The sequence below is a fragment of the Bacillus sp. ISL-75 genome, assembly GCF_018613095.1.
This window is the reverse complement of the sequence record NZ_JAGGQX010000078.1, coordinates 30,185-48,468: the sequence shown is the minus strand read 5'-3', so window position 1 is coordinate 48,468 and position 18,284 is coordinate 30,185. Positions and strand designations below refer to the sequence as shown.

Below are 18,284 nucleotides of genomic sequence, written 5' to 3'. Positions count from 1 at the left end.
GGCGACCTTTCTACCCGGAGGGTGGAGTACAATCTACCGCAAGGTAGAAAGGCTCGCTTCTACTCGACTAGTGGAAGAACAGGAGGAAAATATAATTTTTTAATGTCGTAATTTAAAACTATTGAGCACATTTTAGAGTGGTCTATTCGGCAATAATTAAAGAAAACTTTACGACTTTTTAATCTAAACTAAAAAAATAAAGGCTAGAATTATCGTAAGTAACCGGATGTTATACCTGAAAAAAATAAATTAAGGAAAGACAAATATTATTCATAATGGAAGGATGATATTTATGTATATTTCCTATAAAAACTTTCAAGGCGGAATTAATAATTTGGTGGTAGTAGAAAGCAATGGAGTGGTTACAACAAGTATAAAAGATACGGAAACAGCTATAAGAACCCATAAAAGAAAATTAAAACGATTAAAGGCTAAACAAAAGTGAACAAAACGAACATAATGTGCAATAGAAGAAATGGAGCTTGTTCAACTCGGGTGCATTAGTTTACTAAATAAGTAAGAAATTCATCTTAGCAAAGGTGGTTTTTTTACTTTGGGGAAATTTAGTTTAAGGATTAAAACAAAAAGGTAATTTAAGATTGGTATAAGGAGTCGGCCTTTTTTAGTTTTTATATTTCGACATTTTTCTGCATTATAAGAAGTGTAACAAAATACATAAGAGATTAGAATCATAAAAAGTTTGTTGATTTTATTGACTTTGCCAGTCATTACCGTTGCTAGTGAGTATATTAATTTTTGTTAAGTTGAGAATTTGTCAAATCTTGACCTTTTTTTTAGCTTTAATCACTTTCATTTTATTTGTAAAATAAAAAAAAGTTAAACAACATTTATAGGGATAACTAAATGAAATTGGATTTATTAGAGAAGTGGAATGAACAAAAAGTGAGAATTATTAGAATTATATAAAGGAGATAGAACAAAATGTACAAGTATACAATCTATGTAACACATAAAGGTAAAGTTTATCAAACCAACGTAATAGCTACCAAAAACCAAACAGAACATGAAGTTTATCGTATAGCAAAAGAACAAGTTCTGAAACAATGGGCAAATTAAATACGGATCCTGGGATTAAAAGGATTTCGAATGGAACTTCCACTTGAAGAATAGATTTTGGATAGCTTCCTTTACTTGAATATCCCGCTGCCAATAGCGGCTTTGGAGGATTTTATGAAGATATTAATTATATATAAATTATAATAAGAGGAGATGGTGGGTTTATGAAGAATACTAATAACCTTACTATAGAGGAGTTGGAAAGACGTATCGCTCATTTTGAGGATCGTCTTACGGATTTTATTATTACCGAGGAACAAAGAGAGTTAATCAAAGAAAGGTTAAGGGAACTAAAGAACGCTAAAGAGCGCAAGGCTTCCTAAACTTTTTAAATAAAATAATACATATAAATTAAAGAGCATTATCTTTTTAAGATAGATGCTCTTTTTTGTAACCGCATTTTATTAACCTAGTCTATACCTCTCTGAAAGGTGCAAAATAAATCCTAAAGTGACAACCTTGTCCAAAAGTAATTTCCAAAAGTGTCATAACTTAAGATTTATAGATAAATTTCAAGTTATCTGAAATTTCGCACCAGAACCTTAAATTTATAGTTTTCCTAACAATCGACATAATCCCTCGTAATGTGTTATACAATTCACGATTGACAAACAAAATGTGACATACTATTATAATATCAACAAATAAAAATCGCTTACATTTTAAGAGGTTAAAATTGTCTATCTTATAAAATTCAAACAAAGGGGTTTTTCTAATGGGAACTATCATTTGCCAAATTTGCAATAACACAATTGATCATTTTGAGAATGAGAAAGTATCAACTTTGTACGGACAATGCACTTGCTGTGATAAAAAACAAAAGAAGGCTTCTAAATAATTCAAGATAAATCAATACTATAAAAACCGTTCTCAAATGTTGAGAACGGTTTTTATAGTTAATAAATCATCAATATATGGTGTTTTTTCTCAGGATAATAACCAAATATGTAACTAAAAAAGAAACAAAACCCCTTTTTCTTCAGATAACTTTTTGAAAAAGGGGTCTGTCTACACTCTGAACCCATCAGATTTATCTGATGGGCTTTTAATTGCTGAGAATAAGTATTATGCAACTAGAAATATTCATTATCTTAAACAACTTCTTTTTTTCATTCCGATCATAGACCTTTTCTGGAGTAATAAATGTTTAAAATCGCCAATCGTGTTCCATTAAAGGGCCATATTCTTGAATAAGAGAAGGAATTATTAGAAAGTGAAACGAAGCTTTAAGTTGTTCAATTAACGGGCAGGATTGTGGAGGAGCAAATTTGCATAAATTCTTCATTTCAGGAGGGGTAGCAAGTGGAAGAAGTGTCTTGGGTAGGCTTTTTGGATATTATCGGTTTAACCAACGATTTCAACTTGTTTTGTATTTTTCCGTATGATTATGTAGTTCTTATTATAAATTAAACCTAAAGTATTATTAAAGGGAATGTGAAAGCGCTTAATATTTAAATTTCTGGTTTATAGTTAACCGGTGAAAAGTAAGTGAAGAAGATAAGGGTTCATACTACTTTTTTTACTATCCTGTTACTTTATTTTTTAGGAGTCTATGAAGGTGGCGAATTTCTAAAAGATGATTACTCTAGTATTACATGAAATTGGAAAATCGTAAAATGGCAGCGACTGCTCTCTTAACATTTGTTGCACTTGATGAACATAAACGCCCAACGCGTGTTCTATAAGTCATTCCATAAACAGAAGAAGAGAAAAAACTACATGAAACCGCACCAAAGCGAGCAAAAATACGTAAAGAAAGGAAAGGAAAACGATTCGGATGCATTTAAATTTTAACAGATTATGACACGTATAAAATCCCGATCGTCCATTAGGAGGGAGAATATTGAAAAAGAAAAGGATCGTTTCATTAGTATGTCTTACAGTTTTAATAAGCTTTATCGTTCATTTTTTGAAAGAAGATGAGAAGCTTAAAGTGGTAGTTGTTGCGAAAAGTTTAGACTTAGAGTATTGGAGAATTTTTGAATCAGGAGCTAAAAAAGCGTTTAATGATTTTGACATAGATGGTCAAGTGATAGCACCTGATTCCATCTATCCCATTAGAAATGAAGCTAATACATTGAAAAAAGTTTTAAGACAACATCCGGATGCACTGATCGTTACTCCCATGCACCCCTCCGTTACCATTCCAGTATTGATGGAATATAAGAAAAATAACATTCCCGTATTATTTGCTGGTAGAGACGCTGACTGGAAAGACAAAGTCACTTATATAGGAACGGATCACTTTAAATTGGGCATAATGGCAGGAGAGCTGCTAGGATCCATGCTGCAGTCAGGGGATCAAGTAGCAATTATTCATGGAACTTTAAAAGATCATGCTGAGGTGGAGCGGTTAAAGGGAGCGAAGGAGGTCTTAGGAAAAGCCGGAATCGAGATTGCCACAGAACAGTTAGGAGAAGATCGATTTGGAAAGACAATACCTGTAATAGAAAATATTTTGCAGAATCATCCAGATATCCAAGGGGTACTTGCTACTGACGATTTAATTGCCCTAAATGTATTAAAAACAGCAGAAAAAGAAGGCTTAATAATTCCTATAGTTGGAACGGATGGCATTACAGAAATGTTGGAAGCTGTAGATGCAGGAAAACTGAGCGCTACAGTGACGCAGAATCCTTATGATATGGGGTATTTAAGCGTAAAACAAGCAATAAAAGCAGTTAAGGGGGAACATGTCCCAAAAAGGATTGATAGCGGGGTTGATATTTTAACCCAAGATAACGCAAAAGACAGATTAGCGTTTATAAACAATAGATTATATAGCAGAGTTGAGAAATTCAAACATTTTTTATATGAACTATTATGATCGTAGCAAACTGTTTTTCTAAACAAAAAGCAGTTTATTTTTTTGCGTCAAGAATTACCACTATACAGAAAAAAACGAAGATATTCCACGTTATACAGATAAGCAATAACAAAAAAAGAAGTTGTAGTTAAAGATATCATTTTCCGTTCCTACACAAAAAGGGATTTATTATTATTCTTTGAGCCGAAAACCTTTAAGACCTTGGGCTCCTCGCCCAAACCAGCCAACGGGAGCCCGTTGGATCGCATTATACGCTCGGACCCTATTAATCTCCTTCTTTGTTCTCTTAATTGTAATCGTTTGCTCATAAGGGCAGTCAAGGGTGCTACGCAAACTTTGTGAAGTTTTTTAAGAAGTACGCTTAAAAAACTTCACAAACTTCAAGCCCGTTGACAGCCCTTTTTGCAAAGATTCGGAGAGGTCAAACAAAAAAGGAGTGATAGAGAATGAAAACAAGTTTTGATGGATTGAAGATTGCAAAATCAACCACAGGGTTTTATGTAGGTAGATTTTTTCAAGAAGACGAAGTCTTCACACAATTTGTCCGTTTAACCGATGATTTCAGCAGCAAACAAGAAGCCATCGAGTGGATCGAAATCAATAGCCTGATGGGGTATTAATCCCTTAATAAACTGAGGTAGAATTAATTGGTTCTTGTAATCCAAGATGCACATTAAAATGTTTGTATAATGATCTTCCTCTTGCCCCTGATATTGGAATAGATTCATTTCTTCCTTTCTCAACCTCCTAATCTAATATTCCTAGTTCTATAGTTTGATATTTATTTCCTATTTCCTTTAGAATATTTATTATAATTAATGAATAGTGGGTTGGATGGCATGCGTGGCCGTTATTGTATTCGGCGTAGGTTGGGCCATTACCAGGGACAGATGTAGAAATGTATTGATGATTGATCTTTTTAAGTATGGAATCAAAGGGATCGTTGAGAAGGTCAATGAAACTTAACAGTTTGTAGGCGTTAGCCTTACAGACCGTAGTTATCGGTCCTTTTTATGCCGAAGCGACACGTACGGAATGACAGAAAGAAGAAGACCTATGCCAATCCCTTTTATTATCGAGTCTGGGAGATAAATAAACAATGCATCGGATTAGAGAGCTAAAGAAGCAATGAAACGTTTGACCATAACCCTATTGAAAAAGCAGAGGAAATTTTTAAAGGATATATCCAAAGCAGCCAAGCGCTTTTTCAAAAAAGCCTTGGCTGTTTGTCATTCTACAACACCACGTGTCGTAACGGTTGATGAAAATCCAGCGTATCCTTTAGCCATTGAACAGTTAAAAGAGGAAAAGCTGATGCCTGAAGGCGTCAAAATGAAGTCAAATTCATACATAAGTTGTTTGGAATCGCATCATAAACTGTCATTGAACAGGTCATTTAGTTCTATGTCTCTATCAAATGATTTTTGCACCAGAACCATCTTTTTGACTATCTTCAATCTAAAACCTCACACCTAGTAAACTCAAAAATAATTATATAACAGTTGTTGACTTTTAAAATCTGTTATAATACAATCAATCTAACAAATATATCCACTATATCAGGAGGTCATGAAAATGTTAACTTTAGAATTCTACCGTAACTTACCGGAAAAAGAATGTCGTGAATGTGGAGACACCATTGAGGAGCAACACGAATCTTATTTAGATGAGTGTGAAAGATGCATCGGAAATCATGAAGCCTAAGGTAACGAATATGATTAATCGTGCTAGATGATTGCCCTGTTCCTTTTTCACAACTATAGGTCAGATAGCAGGGGGGCTATCACGGTATACAGCGTAGGTGGGGCTCATACCAAGAACAGGGCATGAAGATAGTGCAAAAACTAGCTTCCTATGAATAATCTTTCAAAAAGTCACAGGTACAGAACGAAAGGAGAACAAGTAAAATGGGAATGTATGAACAAGCCTATAGCAGGTATATGGAGAAATGTGAGGAATTTGGAATTAAGGCCATTGATTTTATTGAGTTTATTCGGAACTTAACGACAGAACAAATTCAAATTATAGTAAGTAACTAATCAGACTGGAACATAGAATCCTCTTATTAGTTTAGTCTATTAACTAACGCCTACATTCCGTAGGTTCCTGTTCCATTTACGGCAGGCTGCCGTACCAAACGAGTCGAAAATCTTAAAGTCCTTGGGCTTCTCGCCCAAACCTATCCAACGGTAGCCCGTTGGATCGCATTATACGGCCCCTATTAATCTCCTTCTTTGTTCTATTTATTGTAATCGTTTGCTCATAAGGGCGGTCAAGGGTGCTACGCTAGCGCTTCGCAAAGTTTGTGAACTTTTTTAAGAAGGTCGCTTAAAAAACTTCACAAACTTGAAGCCCGTTGCGCTAAGCCATTTCCTAACTATTAATTAAAGATAAAAAATTGTTGGATTATTGTAAATATTCGGTTAAATCGACAAACATTTTACAATCACTTATTTATAATGGGGGAAGGTGATTCTAGTTTGTCCAAAAAGGTTTTTCTACATTTTTTATAGGGGGAGATGTAAACATGGATTTTTATGAAAAGTTACCTACTGATTTTTTAATTGCTTTTTATGATGAAATAATAAAAAACATTGAAAAAGGATTATTAACGAAAAATATGTATTATGAATTAGGTTTACTGATTTCAGTTGCAAGTCATAGAGGTATTACATTAGAGCAACCATGCGACTTTGAACAGATAGTCGCTCAAAAGGCTCTGGATAATTTTATTCAATTTACGCAAAATGTAACGTAATAAGGGATGTTTTTAACCATCTTGTGAACTTTTACTATGTAACCATCAAAAGAAAATCAAAAAAAAATTCCCGTATTCATTTGTGAAAATACAGGACTTTAATCAAACCTCTGAATGTTGTTGATTTTTACTTTTTTGATACATCGTGATGAGCTCGTCTAATTTCCGACTGCAACAAAGGGTGTCATCGCTATTTAATCCAGTTTTTCCCGCAATTAGGATCAAAATCTTTCTCATCTGATTGATCCGGTCTTCTAGTTCCTCAATCTCGATAAACATCATACATTCCCCTGATTCTCTTTAACTGTTTTTAATTCGATAAATTGGTTTTCCTCGCCATTATTATTATGCGAAAAATTTTAATTAATTGGAATACATCTGACAAAACCCCCTAAAACATTACAAAAAATTTTGTAGATAAAAGAACTTAGGGCGAAAAGAAAGGAACAAGAGGCCTTTCTCTCAGTCGTACTTGTCGCTTTTTTCGGTTTCCTCCTTCATTCCGGAGTAAATCAACAGTTGAGGAATTTTGTGAACAGGAGAAGGAACGATTGAAAATGAATTAAGATAGGAGTTGTTAATGGCAATGTAGCTTAGGAGGTTGATCCAAGCTATTTTTTACTTAAGGGGATAAAAAATTTTTTGTCCTTAAAATTATTGAATAAAAATACATATTATTGTATATTTATAAATAATTATTGCAAAAGGAGATACAGAATGGATATTTACCATGCAGTGACAAGTGATGTTAAAGATATTTATGATTTAATCCAAATTTATGCTGAAAAAGGAATCGTATTGCCTCGTACGTATTTATCACTCTATCAACATTTACAATGTTTGTATGTTATGAAAGAGGATAATAATATACTAGGGGTTGCAGGATTACATGTTTTAGGACAGGACCTGGCAGAGATACGATCTTTGGTTGTTTCTCCCGATTATGCTGGAAAAGGTATTGGTCGCACATTAGTTAATCGTATTATAAGTGATGCACCGAAACTTGGAATTAGCCGTGTAATGTCTTTCACATACGAAACAGAGTTTTTCAAAAAATGTGGTTTTAAGATCGTAGCAAAGGAGACTCTGCCTGAAAAAGTGTGGGTGGATTGTATGAATTGTCCTAAGTTGGATTGCTGTGATGAAGTCGCAATGATTAAGTATGTTGGGTAAGGTCAGATAGGTTGCATACAGTGATATTAAACTTGGCAGTTTACAAGAGAAATAGGAATGGCGCCATTATGTGGTGCCATTTTCTTCGTTGTTTAGGAAATGATAAATTCTAGATTTGTAATTACAATACGACGTGCGAGAAAAGACCCAAGTAAATAATTGGTTTTGCCAGAGAAGATAAAGGGAGGATTTTGCCCATTTAAATTAACAGTAAATATATAACTATAAGAAAAATTTCTGAAAATTCAATTTAAACTTGAAAATGTAAGCGCTTTCTATTATAATAAATAGTGGGTTGGATGGCATGCGTGGCCGTCAGCGTATCTGGCGTAGGTGGGGCCGATACTAGGGACAGATTAGATTGTCCTTATAATAAAATACTTAATTGTTCGTTAAATATGTGGAAAATGGGTGAATGAGAATGATAAGTAAAACTTCATATCAATAATACGTACTGGATCGATTAAATCGATATCCAGTTTTTTATTGGGAATTAATACTTCGATATTTAGAAACGACTTTTACGACACTTTTCATTCTTCTAAAATTTTAAGATATGAAATGGGCAACGCTTGAAATGATTACCCTCTCATTGTGGATCATAATTGTTATGTTTGCACTCAACCATATAACAGCCCTTCTCAGCTTAAGTGTATGTACTCAACATTTTACTGGAAGGGCTAAATATTTTAACTAGCGGAAACACTGAAAACTGTTCACCGTTACATTCATTGTATTTCTTCCATTTTTTCGTTTTGTTCCATTTGATTTAATGTACTCCTTGTGTATCTATTGGAGAAAAATAACACTATGATGAAAAAAATCAAGCATCCACCCATCATAACCAACAAGAAATATTGCAACCATGAAACGAGAACTGAAAACTCCATTCAAATCCCCCTCGTATAATGACTTGTCTTCTATATATTTCTATGAATGTGAAAAAATCCCTTCTATTAAAGGGCAATAATATAAAGGTTTGACCTTTTTATGGTAAGTATTTATTTGCCCATTACATTGGTTAAGGAAAAGAAATCAAGATTGATGGTGGATCCCAGTTCAGCCTGAATTTGAATTTTTTTCTTTAGAGGATCAATTTTTGTTACAAATCCAACGCGTGAAGTAAAAAAGCCGTTTGTCCATATGGTAATTTCTAATAGTTTTTTGGTGGCCATGCATTCAAATAATAGCCGTTCCATCTCTTCAATTTTTGTTTCATCGAGATGTGGTCTAGGAGTTTTATGATCATCCTCCCAAAGATCCTTCAACATTTTTATGGTTTCAGGAACGAAAAAGCCATTCCATTTCTTCATACCACGATCTTTATGATCTTTATTCATTAAAAATTCCCCTCTCAAAATATTATAGGAACATTTGTTCTAGTTATTCAAGGAGTATGTTACAAAATTTTAGATATTCCTTAATCCTCCTACAGATTTTTGCCAGTCATGCAGCCTTAAGGATGCGATTTTTCTTCAGAAATAAGGACTTTATAATCTTAAGGTTTAAAGCATACAAAACGACTTTGGGCGGCAGCACTACCGACTGATCAGAAAGGAAAGAGCATGCAAATCCAACTGCACATTTGGTTTATAAGTTGAACAAGGAAACTTTATTCATTGCTGAATAATGCACCATTTCCTCATTATTATACAAAAAGGGAATAAAGGTATTATGAGGAACTTTCATATCCCTGTTTGGCCATGGAAGGTAGCTCTATCTGCTAAAACAGCGGAACTTAAAATAATATTTGGTGAAATTTGGAAAGGGATTTATTGTTATATAGCGAATATATTAAATTGGAAAAAAATGATAGTTTTTAAACTAAAACTATCATTTTTTTACTCATAGAGTTGGAGGAACAGGAATGGGTAAAAAAATAATGTACATGCTTTTATTATTGGTATGTATCATGGGGGTAACAAACGGTATTGCAAATGCAGCACCAACAAAGGGCCATATCCCTGCAGTTGTAAAGGGGTCGATTAAGGAGAGTGGCAAACCCTTAAAAAACACCCTGGTTACCATACGTGAAAAGGGTAAATTAAATTGGATTCAAACCATGACGGACGGTAAAGGATCATTTCAAACAAAGCTATCAGATGGTACATACACGGTAAAAGGTGTTAAAGGCAAAAACACTACTTGGTATAGTACAAATCAAAGCTTTGTCGTAAGTAAAGGTAAAATCAAAGGATTAAAAGAAGACGAAATTAATCTTTCAGACAAGAAAAAAGAGAAGAAGCCTTTAAATCAATCTAGTAATTTTAATGGTGTGTTAAAGGAAGGAAGCAATGGTTTAAAGGCCGATTTAATTATTTATGGGGAACACGATGAGGAAATTTATACAGTATCATCTATAGGTAATGGAAGCTTTTCTGCTTCATTACCAGATGGTCATTACTTTCTGTTTGGGATAGAAGTAGATAATGGTTTTTATCGGTATGAGCTGGGATTCACTGTCGAAGATGGTAAGGTGTTAGTGGATGGTAAACAACAAACAAACCTATCTATAGACATCCCTGTAGATACAATTATGGGGAAAGTTGGGGATACTTCAAAGCCATTATCAGAGGCGGGCGTAGTGTTAGAAAAATATCTTTCTGATAAGGAATACGACACGGAATTTATTCAATATGTCGTAACGAACAATCAAGGTAAATTTTCTTTAAGAGCATTAGCTGATGGTACCTATACCATTAGTGTTTACCACGAAACCTATTCTTCATGGAATAACGTAACATTTGAAGTGGTAGAGGGAACTGTTTATGTTGCTGGAAGAAAGGCTTCTTTACTTGAAATAACCGTTCCAGATATTAACGTAACAGGTGTCCTCTCTGAAGGAAGGAAGCCAATTACGGATGCATATGTAAATTTTGAAGGAGAAACATCAGACGGAGTGTATTATGGGTACGGGACACCAGTTGACTCAAAAGGTAGCTTCCAATATAGATTACATGACGGCAGTTATACAGTAACTTATATAAATGAACAAAACCGCGGCACGAGGGTGAACATTCCATTTGAGGTACGTGGTGGAAAACTTATTCAAAATGGAAAAGTAACGTCAAGTTTAGACATTGATTTGCCACCTGTTACCTTTAATGGGAAGCTTCTTGATTCAGGGGCTGCATTGCAGGGCGTAATTTACATTGAAACACTGTCAAAAGACGGAAGCTACGAGTGGTATGATGCGATAACGGATGAAAACGGAATCTTCTCGTTACGCTTAAAGGATGGGAGCTATCAAGTTAGGGGTGGTTACCTGTTTGAAGAAGGACAGGACGTTTCGTTGTCTACCAAATTTGACATCATAAATGGCAAACTGTTTATCGCTGGCCAAGAGCAATCTATTCTAGAGTTGCAGGTCCCTCCAGTTAGTGTCCATGGATTGGTTAAAGATGGAGAAATGGCTGTATCGAATGGCTTCATTTTGGTTAGTTCAGCTGATGAAAGTTTTTATGGCGGGAAGAGCCTTAACCAGGATGGTACCTTTACAATGCGTTTAGCAGATGGTGACTATACAGTAAGAGAAATTTATTTAGAGGATGGAACAAATGCCTTCATTGATCTTTCTTTTTCTATTATGGATGGAAAGACATATGTAAATGATCAATTAAAGGATGTGCTAGAGATTTCGGTCCCACCTATCACCTTGACGGGAACTCTAACAGAAAAAGGAAATCCGATAATGGGTGATCTTTACATCATGGAGATGAACGATGCTGATAACCCTGTGCAATCGTGGGGATGGGCCAATGAGGAAGGCAGATTCCAATTCCGCCTGCCAGATGGCGATTACAAGGTCTATGAGGTGTATCTTTATGATGGCACAGCTTTCAGGCCTGGAACTGAATTTAGCATCGTAACAGGCCAATTATATGTAAATGGTGAGCTTACAGAGCAGCTTGACATTGCTGCAGCTCCTATAACCGTATCAGGTACTGTGTATAATGGAGAAAAACCAGTAACGGATGGTTATGTAGAAATCAGTTCTAAAGATGGCAACTGGAGTGGTTCAAATTGGATTCAAAATGGCCGTTATCAATTCCGGCTTCCGGATGGGGAATACCAACTTTCATCCGTAGAAGATTTCCAACATGGTCATTTAACTTTAATAAACCATTTACGATTACGGATGGGAAACTCTTTGTGGATGGAAAGGAAGTAAGTTCTTTAGACATTAATCTGCAAGATGGCTTGCAATAAACCTTATTAAACTTTTGGGGGAATCCTGTTGAGGTTCCCCCTTTTTTGTTTAATTTTAGAAAAAATTAGCCCTCCTAAGGGTTTATACGTGAGAAAATCGTATTAAGCTGAGGGAGGAGTTGCTAAATGAGAAGGGACATTACTGTTGCCATCCCGATGTTGGCAGTGCATGATGCTAAAAATGCAATAGAATTTTACAAGAATGTATTTCGTGCTGACGAGGAAACTAGAATGGTCAATAGCGATGGGAAAAAATTGAGCATTGTGAAGTGAAAGTTGGAAATGCATAATATGCCATTATTCGATTTCATAGGTAAATTTTAAATTGGAGGTCAATATTAAGGATTATCAATTAGAAAATAAGTCAATTTAAATAAGTCAATATAAATAAGCCCATTATCTCTATAAAAAGAAATAATGGGCTTATTCATTTACATATAAAAGATTTTCTTAAGCGGCAGGGATGCTTTTCTTTTGTCTTAATTGAAGAACAAAAAATAAGAAAGTACCAGCATTAAAGACAAATCCAAACACGGCTAACATTAGTGCATGGCTCCATACATCATGCAGATCATTTCCAATCGAGATAAGGTCACGAAATCCTTTTATCGCGTACGTCATTGGAAGGAATGCATGTATGTGTTGGTAAAATGGAGGTGCTAAAGCTATTGGGAATGTGCCAGAGCTGCCGCCAATTTGCAGTAAGAGTAGAATGAATCCAAGCATCTGTCCGATTTTTCCGAAAATGGTACAGAGTATTTGCACCAAAGATAGGAAAGTTAGACTGGTCAATATTGTAAATAGATATAAGCCCCATACATGTTTAACTTCTAGGCCCATGCCTTGGATAAGTATAGTTACTGCTAGAATGGATTGAACTAACCCAACCATAATCACTACACTGTGCTTACTGAGAAACCAAGAAGCCCCAGATGATGGTTTTAACGGTGTTGCCTTAAGTTGATAGGTAGAAGAGAAAAATAATGCACTAGCCATCAAGCCTATAGCCAAAATATAAGGAATTAATCCAGCTCCATAATCATTTACCTCGCTGATTTTGTGAGATTCCAACTTTGTTGGATTAGAAAACATGTCAAAATTTTTATCATTCAATTTCAGTTCATTCGCTTTTGTAGCACCGGATTGTAATGAAGAAAGTAATTGACCCGTTCCGTTAGATAGTTGGGAAGCTCCCTTATATATTGATACGGAACCATCTGCAAGTTTTTGAGAGTCTTCACTTAACTGATTTGCACTTGAGTTCAGTTTTTCCATCCCTTTTGCAAATGGATTACTTGCCTTTTCGATTTTTAAAATACTGTCGGAAACAGCGCTGGTTCCATTCTTTAATTTGTTAGCACCACTATGTCCTTCGGCTAACATTTTGTTAAATGTCCCTAGATTTGAACTGAAGGTATGTTGCCCTTCTGCCAATTTTTTAGCACCTTCATACATCGATAGTTGTCCTTTTACAAACTGATCAAGTTGACTCTGCACTTGCTGTGAACCTTGTGAAACGGTTAACAGCATAGACTCGAATTCAGTGATTCCTTGTTCTAAATCAACCGGCGCTCCTGTGGTGGAAGGAGACATGAAATGATCCAAATTCGAAAGCAACTGTTGTTTCTCTTGCTCTGAAAGACTTTTGCTTGTATTGATAAGCTCTTTTTGTTCTTTAATTAGTTGGTTCTGGCCCTGAATAATTTGTTGTAAGGAGTTCAGTTGGCTAATTATTTCAGGCTTTTTTACATTTACATCCTCTAACGCGATCAAAAGTGGGTCAATTTTTTCTTGAATCCCAATTGTACCCTGGTATGCCTGCTGTAAGTTTCTTTTAAGATCGTTAGCTCCTTGTTCTAATTCTTTAGAACCTTTAGAAAGAATTTCGCCATTTTTGTTAAGGACTCCCAAGCCATTTTCTAAATTACCCATCCCACTATTAAGTGTTTGAACCCCGTTAGACAGTTGGCCAATTTCCGTTTGAAATTGTTGTGTTCCATTGTATATCCTTTGTGTGCCGTCTTTAAATAAGACGGTGCCGACAGCTAAACTCTGCAAATAGTCTTGTAGGGTTTCGGAAGCATTTGTAATTTTGTTGGCAGCCTGGTCAATTTTATTCGCTCCGTCAGTTGCTTTTTGTAAATTATCACCTACTTGATTTAAACTATTAAATAATGTGATTGCATATTGTTTTGTGATAGAATTTGATATCTTCTCATTGATTTTACTCATTCCAGAGGTTGCTATCTTTGATGCAGTATAGTTTTTCCCTGGATTTGTGTAATATCTCAACCCCATTTTACTAGGATGTTCGTCTAACAAGGATGATCCATTTTTAGAGAAATCATTTGGAATTTCGACTACCATGTAAAAATCTTCATTTTTTAATCCTTTAAACGCTTCTTTACTATTGGTAAATTTCCATTTAAACGAGTGATTCTGTTTCAAATCATGAACCAAGTCTTTTCCCAACTGCAAATTCTGCCCAGCAAATGTTGATCCCAGATCTTTATTTACTACTGCAATTGGAAGGTCCCCAGTTTTAGAATAGGGATTTCTAAAAGCGGATAGAAAAATGCTGCTATAGAGCAACGGTATAAAAAGAATGGCTATCAATGTTAATCCAGTTTTGCGATGGCTGAAAATATTTCTCCACTCGCCCCTTATCATATTCAACTATTTTATCCCCCATTGTTTCCGGGTACCGATTTATTTTGTAGGACCCTTATTTCATAGGCTAATTTTACTATAAGATGTCCTTGGGTGTTAGATACTTCATTTTTCCATTTTGAATACTTTTTATATTGACCCAATTCAGCTTCTGGAAACGATTATCCCACATTGTTTAAAATCTTGGCTAAAAACATACCGAACGTACTCTGGGCGGCAGCACTACGGACTGATCAGAAAGGAAAAAGCACCCTTTCTTTCATTCCGTACGTGTCGCTTCGGCATTAAATGGCCCGATAACCACGGACTGTACGGCTCGCGCCTACATTCCGTAGGTTCCTGTTCCATTTACAGCTTACGCCGCCATACCAAACGAGCCGAAAATCGGAAAATCAAAAGATTAAAAGAATAAAAGAAAATAGGAGAGCAGCCGAAACGGCTGCTTTTATTATTGATTTTTCCATTTTGCCTTCCGAATCGTAAAACAACGCAAGCCTTCTAACCTTTCAGCCGGTAGGAACCCGAACCTTTCCGGCTGGCTACGAAGGCTAGTCAATCGGTCAAGGGGCAAAAAACTTTTTGTGCGAAGAGCACCCTTGACCCATTGCCTATGCGTGTTTTTCGTTCTACTTGCAAAAGGGGAAAAATCATCCTCCTATGGGGAACTCACTCGCTTCGCAAGTCAAAAGGAAAAAGAAAATCTTAAAACCAAACTCCAAAAATCTAAAACTATAGAAAGTCAAAGGAGGAAAAACCAAATGGCAAAAAGCGTGTATGAAATCATTACAGAAAAAATCATCGAAAAATTAGAAAAGGGTGTTGTACCGTGGCGCCAGCCGTGGACCAACTCCAATGCGGTTAACTGGAAAACACAAAAACCATACCGGGGAATCAATATTTTCCTAGTGGAGCCGGGGATTATGCATCCAAAAAACAGATTTTAGAAGCAGGTGGATGAATTAAAAAAAAGGAATTAAAAAATTCTCATATCATTGTCTATTGGCTTTGGAAAGAGAAGGAGGACGAAGAATCAAAGGAGAAAAAGACTTTTGCCAAACCTTTCTATTACCGTGTTTGGGAGATTAATAAACAGTGTACCGGCTTAGAAAGTAAAAGAAGCATTGAAACCTTTGATCATGATCCCATTGAAAAGGAGGAGGAAATTTTTAAAGGATATATCAACGCACCGGATAACAACTAAGTAAATAAAATTCTGAATATTATGTTATAATACTACTAAAATAAATAGTTCTTCTTAGTTGTTTGAATAATTACATAATGAACGTTCAGTTAGTCGCAAAGGAAGTAGAGGATTCTATAGATTCGTATTTAAACGCTAAAAATTAAAAGGTGCCTGTCACTTGTCGAATGCTACAAATTTCGAGTGGGACAGGCACTTTTTCAGGAGCGCAGACTAAGGGGTTGAGTAAATATGAGTTTTAACCAAATGCACATAAAAGATGCTTTTGAATCACCTAAAGAAACAGTTTTGAATGAATTTTATGAACGAATTATTTCAATACCTATTGAAGCAAGAACAAATTTGAAAAATGAACTCATTAATGTAATTGGCGTTGAACGAACAAGGGGCGTGTTTATTCGCTACGGCTGGCATTGTGGAGTGAGTGATGCGGAAAAAGCCATGTCGTTGCAATGGGACGATGAGTTAGATTTGGTATATGCAGGTCCTAAATTTCACAAGTTGCATGGTTACTTAGATAAAGTGGAAATTTTGGAAATGAGTTTTGATGAGCAGAAGAAATGCAATTTTATAGAAGTCCTTTGGATTAATACGTTTGAGGCATCTCAATATTTAAAAGCCAATGGCCTCAGTGAAGGGCCTGTTTGTCACACCTTGTGTGGATATGCAAGCGGTTACCTGTCAAAAGTGTTGCAACAGCCTATCCTTGTTAAGGAAGTAGAATGTCGAGCGATGGGCCACGAGCAATGCAAATGTATTTGTATGCCTATTGAAAAATGGGGAGATGAAATTACGAGTGACCTGAGTTACTATCAAGCGAATAGCATGATCAAGGAACTCGATGAAATAACAGCGAAATTAAAAATGGAGCGGGACCATTTAAGTAAAGCGAGCGATATACACCGGCAATTAATTGAGGAACTACTGTCGAACCAAGGGTTACAAAAAGTGGTTGATATTTTATTTGAAACGACTGGTTTAACCGTCTTTATTGAAGATGAATATAATCAAATCATTGTAAAATCAGGAAATCTTCCAAATCCACTTACTTTAAATACATTTAGAGATTCCAACACTACATTTGTAAGTTATTCAGAAAAGCTTTCATTGTTACGCACCCCAATTTTTTATGGACAGCAAATGAAAGGCTATTGTTCTTTTGTTTATACAGGAGAGACTCAGCCGAATGAGCTTGATTATATGATTATTGAAAAGGCTGCCATAACGTCTTCGCTTATATTATTGAATGAAAGTATAAAAGTTACTACGGAGCAAACGATTAAACGGAGCTTTTTAAATGATATCTTGGAAGGTCGATTAGCAAAGGAAGAAATGTATAAAATCGCCTATTATTTAGATTTCAATCCTTCCTCGACCTATTGGATGATTACGATAGAACGATTTGTAAAGGAGTCAAAAATCGAACATGAAATAGCGTTTAATGAAGAATTGATTCGTCATATTCATATGTTTTTGAAAGAGCGCACGATCAATTCAATCGTTTCACAAAAACTCAACAAAATTATTATTTTAATGGAGTACCCTCCTTTTGAAAGTTTGCATATATCACAGTCTACGTTTATTGATCAATTGTTAAAGCATTGTTCACGGCGCTTCCCAAAATATAGGATCTCTGTTGGTGTTAGCTCTGTCATCCAGGAGTTTTCACAAACTGTCACGCTATACAAGGAAACATTAGCGGCATTACGTGCAACAAACAATCGAAAAAATGTATATTACTTCGAAGATCTTGGAATTGAAAGCGTTTTATTCCAAATACAGGATGATGTGTTGATTGAGCGCTTTGTGAATCAACATATTGGTAGGTTGTTAGAAGTAGATAGTAATGAATTTGAGTTAATAAAAACGTTATTTGCATATATAGATAATGGAAGCAGTATTAACGATACTGCGAAGGAATTATCCATGTCGATTAGCGGATTACGCTATCGATTGGCCAAAATTAGTGAGATTTTAAACCATGATCTTAATGATACACAATATGCCTTCACACTTTATTTAGCAATCAATATTTTAAAAGCAAAAGGAAAAATTGAGTTTTAAAATATAAGGCCTTGCCCATTCACTTGTTGATGGACAAGGCTTTTTTAGTTAAATATGAAAAAAGGTTTGTTTGGATCATCATTTTACAATAACTATCTAGCTAACTCTCTTTCTTTTGTAACGGTTACTTATCATGATTTACGCAATCCAATTAAATATATAAAGAAAATATTTAATAGGAAACGTTTTAAAAACAATCTAAATTCAGTATCTATCGTAGGTATATTTAAAATATTCTAAATATTATAATTCAAATTAGTAGCAGATGCTTGATAGGATTTGAAAACGTTTACTTAAGAGGAGGA

General features: G+C 35.2%; 17 protein-coding genes and 2 pseudogenes. 16 read left to right on the top strand and 3 right to left on the bottom strand.

Features of this window, described 5'->3' with window-relative positions; translation table 11 throughout:
* The first annotated feature begins 292 nt into the window (after window positions 1-292).
* The 11 genes and pseudogenes from J7E63_RS27140 (at window position 293) to J7E63_RS27100 (ending at window position 6,662) form a co-directional block, all read left to right on the top strand.
* Window positions 293-445, top strand: coding sequence for a hypothetical protein (locus J7E63_RS27140; protein ID WP_168243671.1), 153 nt, complete (start codon window positions 293-295; stop codon window positions 443-445).
* Window positions 446-942: 497 nt separating this feature from the next.
* Complete coding sequence (locus tag J7E63_RS27135) at window positions 943-1,077, top strand: BA3454 family stress response protein (RefSeq protein ID WP_088090830.1); 135 nt, start codon at window positions 943-945, stop codon at window positions 1,075-1,077.
* A gap of 164 nt (window positions 1,078-1,241) precedes the next feature.
* Window positions 1,242-1,400, top strand: coding sequence for a hypothetical protein (locus tag J7E63_RS27130; RefSeq protein WP_168243672.1), 159 nt, complete (start codon window positions 1,242-1,244; stop codon window positions 1,398-1,400).
* Window positions 1,401-1,792: 392 nt separating this feature from the next.
* A complete protein-coding gene (locus J7E63_RS27125; protein ID WP_081825451.1) occupies window positions 1,793-1,915 on the top strand; it encodes a GapA-binding peptide SR1P in 123 nt (40 codons plus the stop codon).
* Window positions 1,916-2,684: 769 nt separating this feature from the next.
* Window positions 2,685-2,864, top strand: a pseudogene (locus J7E63_RS30665) (acyl-CoA thioesterase); the annotation flags it as partial.
* 56 nt (window positions 2,865-2,920) lie between these two features.
* Window positions 2,921-3,904, top strand: coding sequence for a sugar ABC transporter substrate-binding protein (locus tag J7E63_RS27120; RefSeq protein ID WP_215018187.1), 984 nt, complete (start codon window positions 2,921-2,923; stop codon window positions 3,902-3,904).
* Between the two features lie 446 nt (window positions 3,905-4,350).
* Window positions 4,351-4,524, top strand: a complete 174-nt coding sequence (locus tag J7E63_RS27115) for a hypothetical protein (RefSeq protein WP_215018184.1) — start codon at window positions 4,351-4,353, stop codon at window positions 4,522-4,524.
* A 568-nt stretch (window positions 4,525-5,092) separates the two neighbouring features.
* A pseudogene (locus J7E63_RS30660) lies at window positions 5,093-5,237 on the top strand (IS6 family transposase); the annotation flags it as partial.
* Between the two features lie 242 nt (window positions 5,238-5,479).
* Window positions 5,480-5,608 (top strand): protein YhfH, encoded by a 129-nt coding sequence (yhfH, locus tag J7E63_RS27105; protein ID WP_215018181.1) that lies wholly within the window; start codon window positions 5,480-5,482, stop codon window positions 5,606-5,608.
* A 203-nt stretch (window positions 5,609-5,811) separates the two neighbouring features.
* Window positions 5,812-5,943 carry a hypothetical protein gene (locus J7E63_RS30260; protein WP_256942621.1) on the top strand — a complete coding sequence of 44 codons (132 nt, stop codon included), beginning with the start codon at window positions 5,812-5,814 and terminating at the stop codon, window positions 5,941-5,943.
* Window positions 5,944-6,431: 488 nt separating this feature from the next.
* A complete protein-coding gene (locus J7E63_RS27100; protein WP_215018179.1) occupies window positions 6,432-6,662 on the top strand; it encodes a hypothetical protein in 231 nt (76 codons plus the stop codon).
* Between the two features lie 102 nt (window positions 6,663-6,764).
* Here J7E63_RS27100 and J7E63_RS27095 read toward each other — a convergent pair whose 3' ends face one another.
* On the bottom strand, window positions 6,765-6,944 hold the full coding sequence (locus J7E63_RS27095; protein ID WP_088090822.1) for an aspartyl-phosphate phosphatase Spo0E family protein: 180 nt from the start codon (window positions 6,942-6,944) through the stop codon (window positions 6,765-6,767).
* 435 nt (window positions 6,945-7,379) lie between these two features.
* Between J7E63_RS27095 and J7E63_RS27090 the strand changes: the two genes are divergently transcribed.
* Complete coding sequence (locus tag J7E63_RS27090) at window positions 7,380-7,835, top strand: N-acetyltransferase (protein ID WP_214733265.1); 456 nt, start codon at window positions 7,380-7,382, stop codon at window positions 7,833-7,835.
* 1,001 nt (window positions 7,836-8,836) lie between these two features.
* Here J7E63_RS27090 and J7E63_RS27085 read toward each other — a convergent pair.
* Entirely contained in the window at window positions 8,837-9,175 is a 339-nt protein-coding gene (locus J7E63_RS27085; RefSeq protein ID WP_215018177.1) for a YolD-like family protein, read from the bottom strand.
* A 527-nt stretch (window positions 9,176-9,702) separates the two neighbouring features.
* Between J7E63_RS27085 and J7E63_RS27080 the strand changes: the two genes are divergently transcribed.
* Both J7E63_RS27080 and J7E63_RS27075 read left to right on the top strand, forming a co-directional pair.
* Window positions 9,703-12,006 carry a carboxypeptidase-like regulatory domain-containing protein gene (locus J7E63_RS27080; RefSeq protein ID WP_215018175.1) on the top strand — a complete coding sequence of 768 codons (2,304 nt, stop codon included), beginning with the start codon at window positions 9,703-9,705 and terminating at the stop codon, window positions 12,004-12,006.
* A 164-nt stretch (window positions 12,007-12,170) separates the two neighbouring features.
* The gene (locus J7E63_RS27075) at window positions 12,171-12,317 is read left to right on the top strand and encodes a VOC family protein (RefSeq protein WP_214718506.1); all 147 of its coding nucleotides are present in this window, start codon (window positions 12,171-12,173) and stop codon (window positions 12,315-12,317) included.
* A gap of 177 nt (window positions 12,318-12,494) precedes the next feature.
* Here J7E63_RS27075 and J7E63_RS27070 read toward each other — a convergent pair whose 3' ends face one another.
* A complete protein-coding gene (locus J7E63_RS27070) occupies window positions 12,495-14,714 on the bottom strand; it encodes a YhgE/Pip family protein (protein WP_251033805.1) in 2,220 nt (739 codons plus the stop codon).
* 758 nt (window positions 14,715-15,472) lie between these two features.
* Here J7E63_RS27070 and J7E63_RS29945 point away from each other — a divergent pair.
* Both J7E63_RS29945 and J7E63_RS27060 read left to right on the top strand, forming a co-directional pair.
* Window positions 15,473-15,658 carry an ArdC-like ssDNA-binding domain-containing protein gene (locus J7E63_RS29945; protein ID WP_251033804.1) on the top strand — a complete coding sequence of 62 codons (186 nt, stop codon included), beginning with the start codon at window positions 15,473-15,475 and terminating at the stop codon, window positions 15,656-15,658.
* Window positions 15,659-16,146: 488 nt separating this feature from the next.
* Entirely contained in the window at window positions 16,147-17,979 is a 1,833-nt protein-coding gene (locus J7E63_RS27060; protein WP_215018171.1) for a XylR N-terminal domain-containing protein, read from the top strand.
* Window positions 17,980-18,284 lie beyond the last annotated feature (305 nt).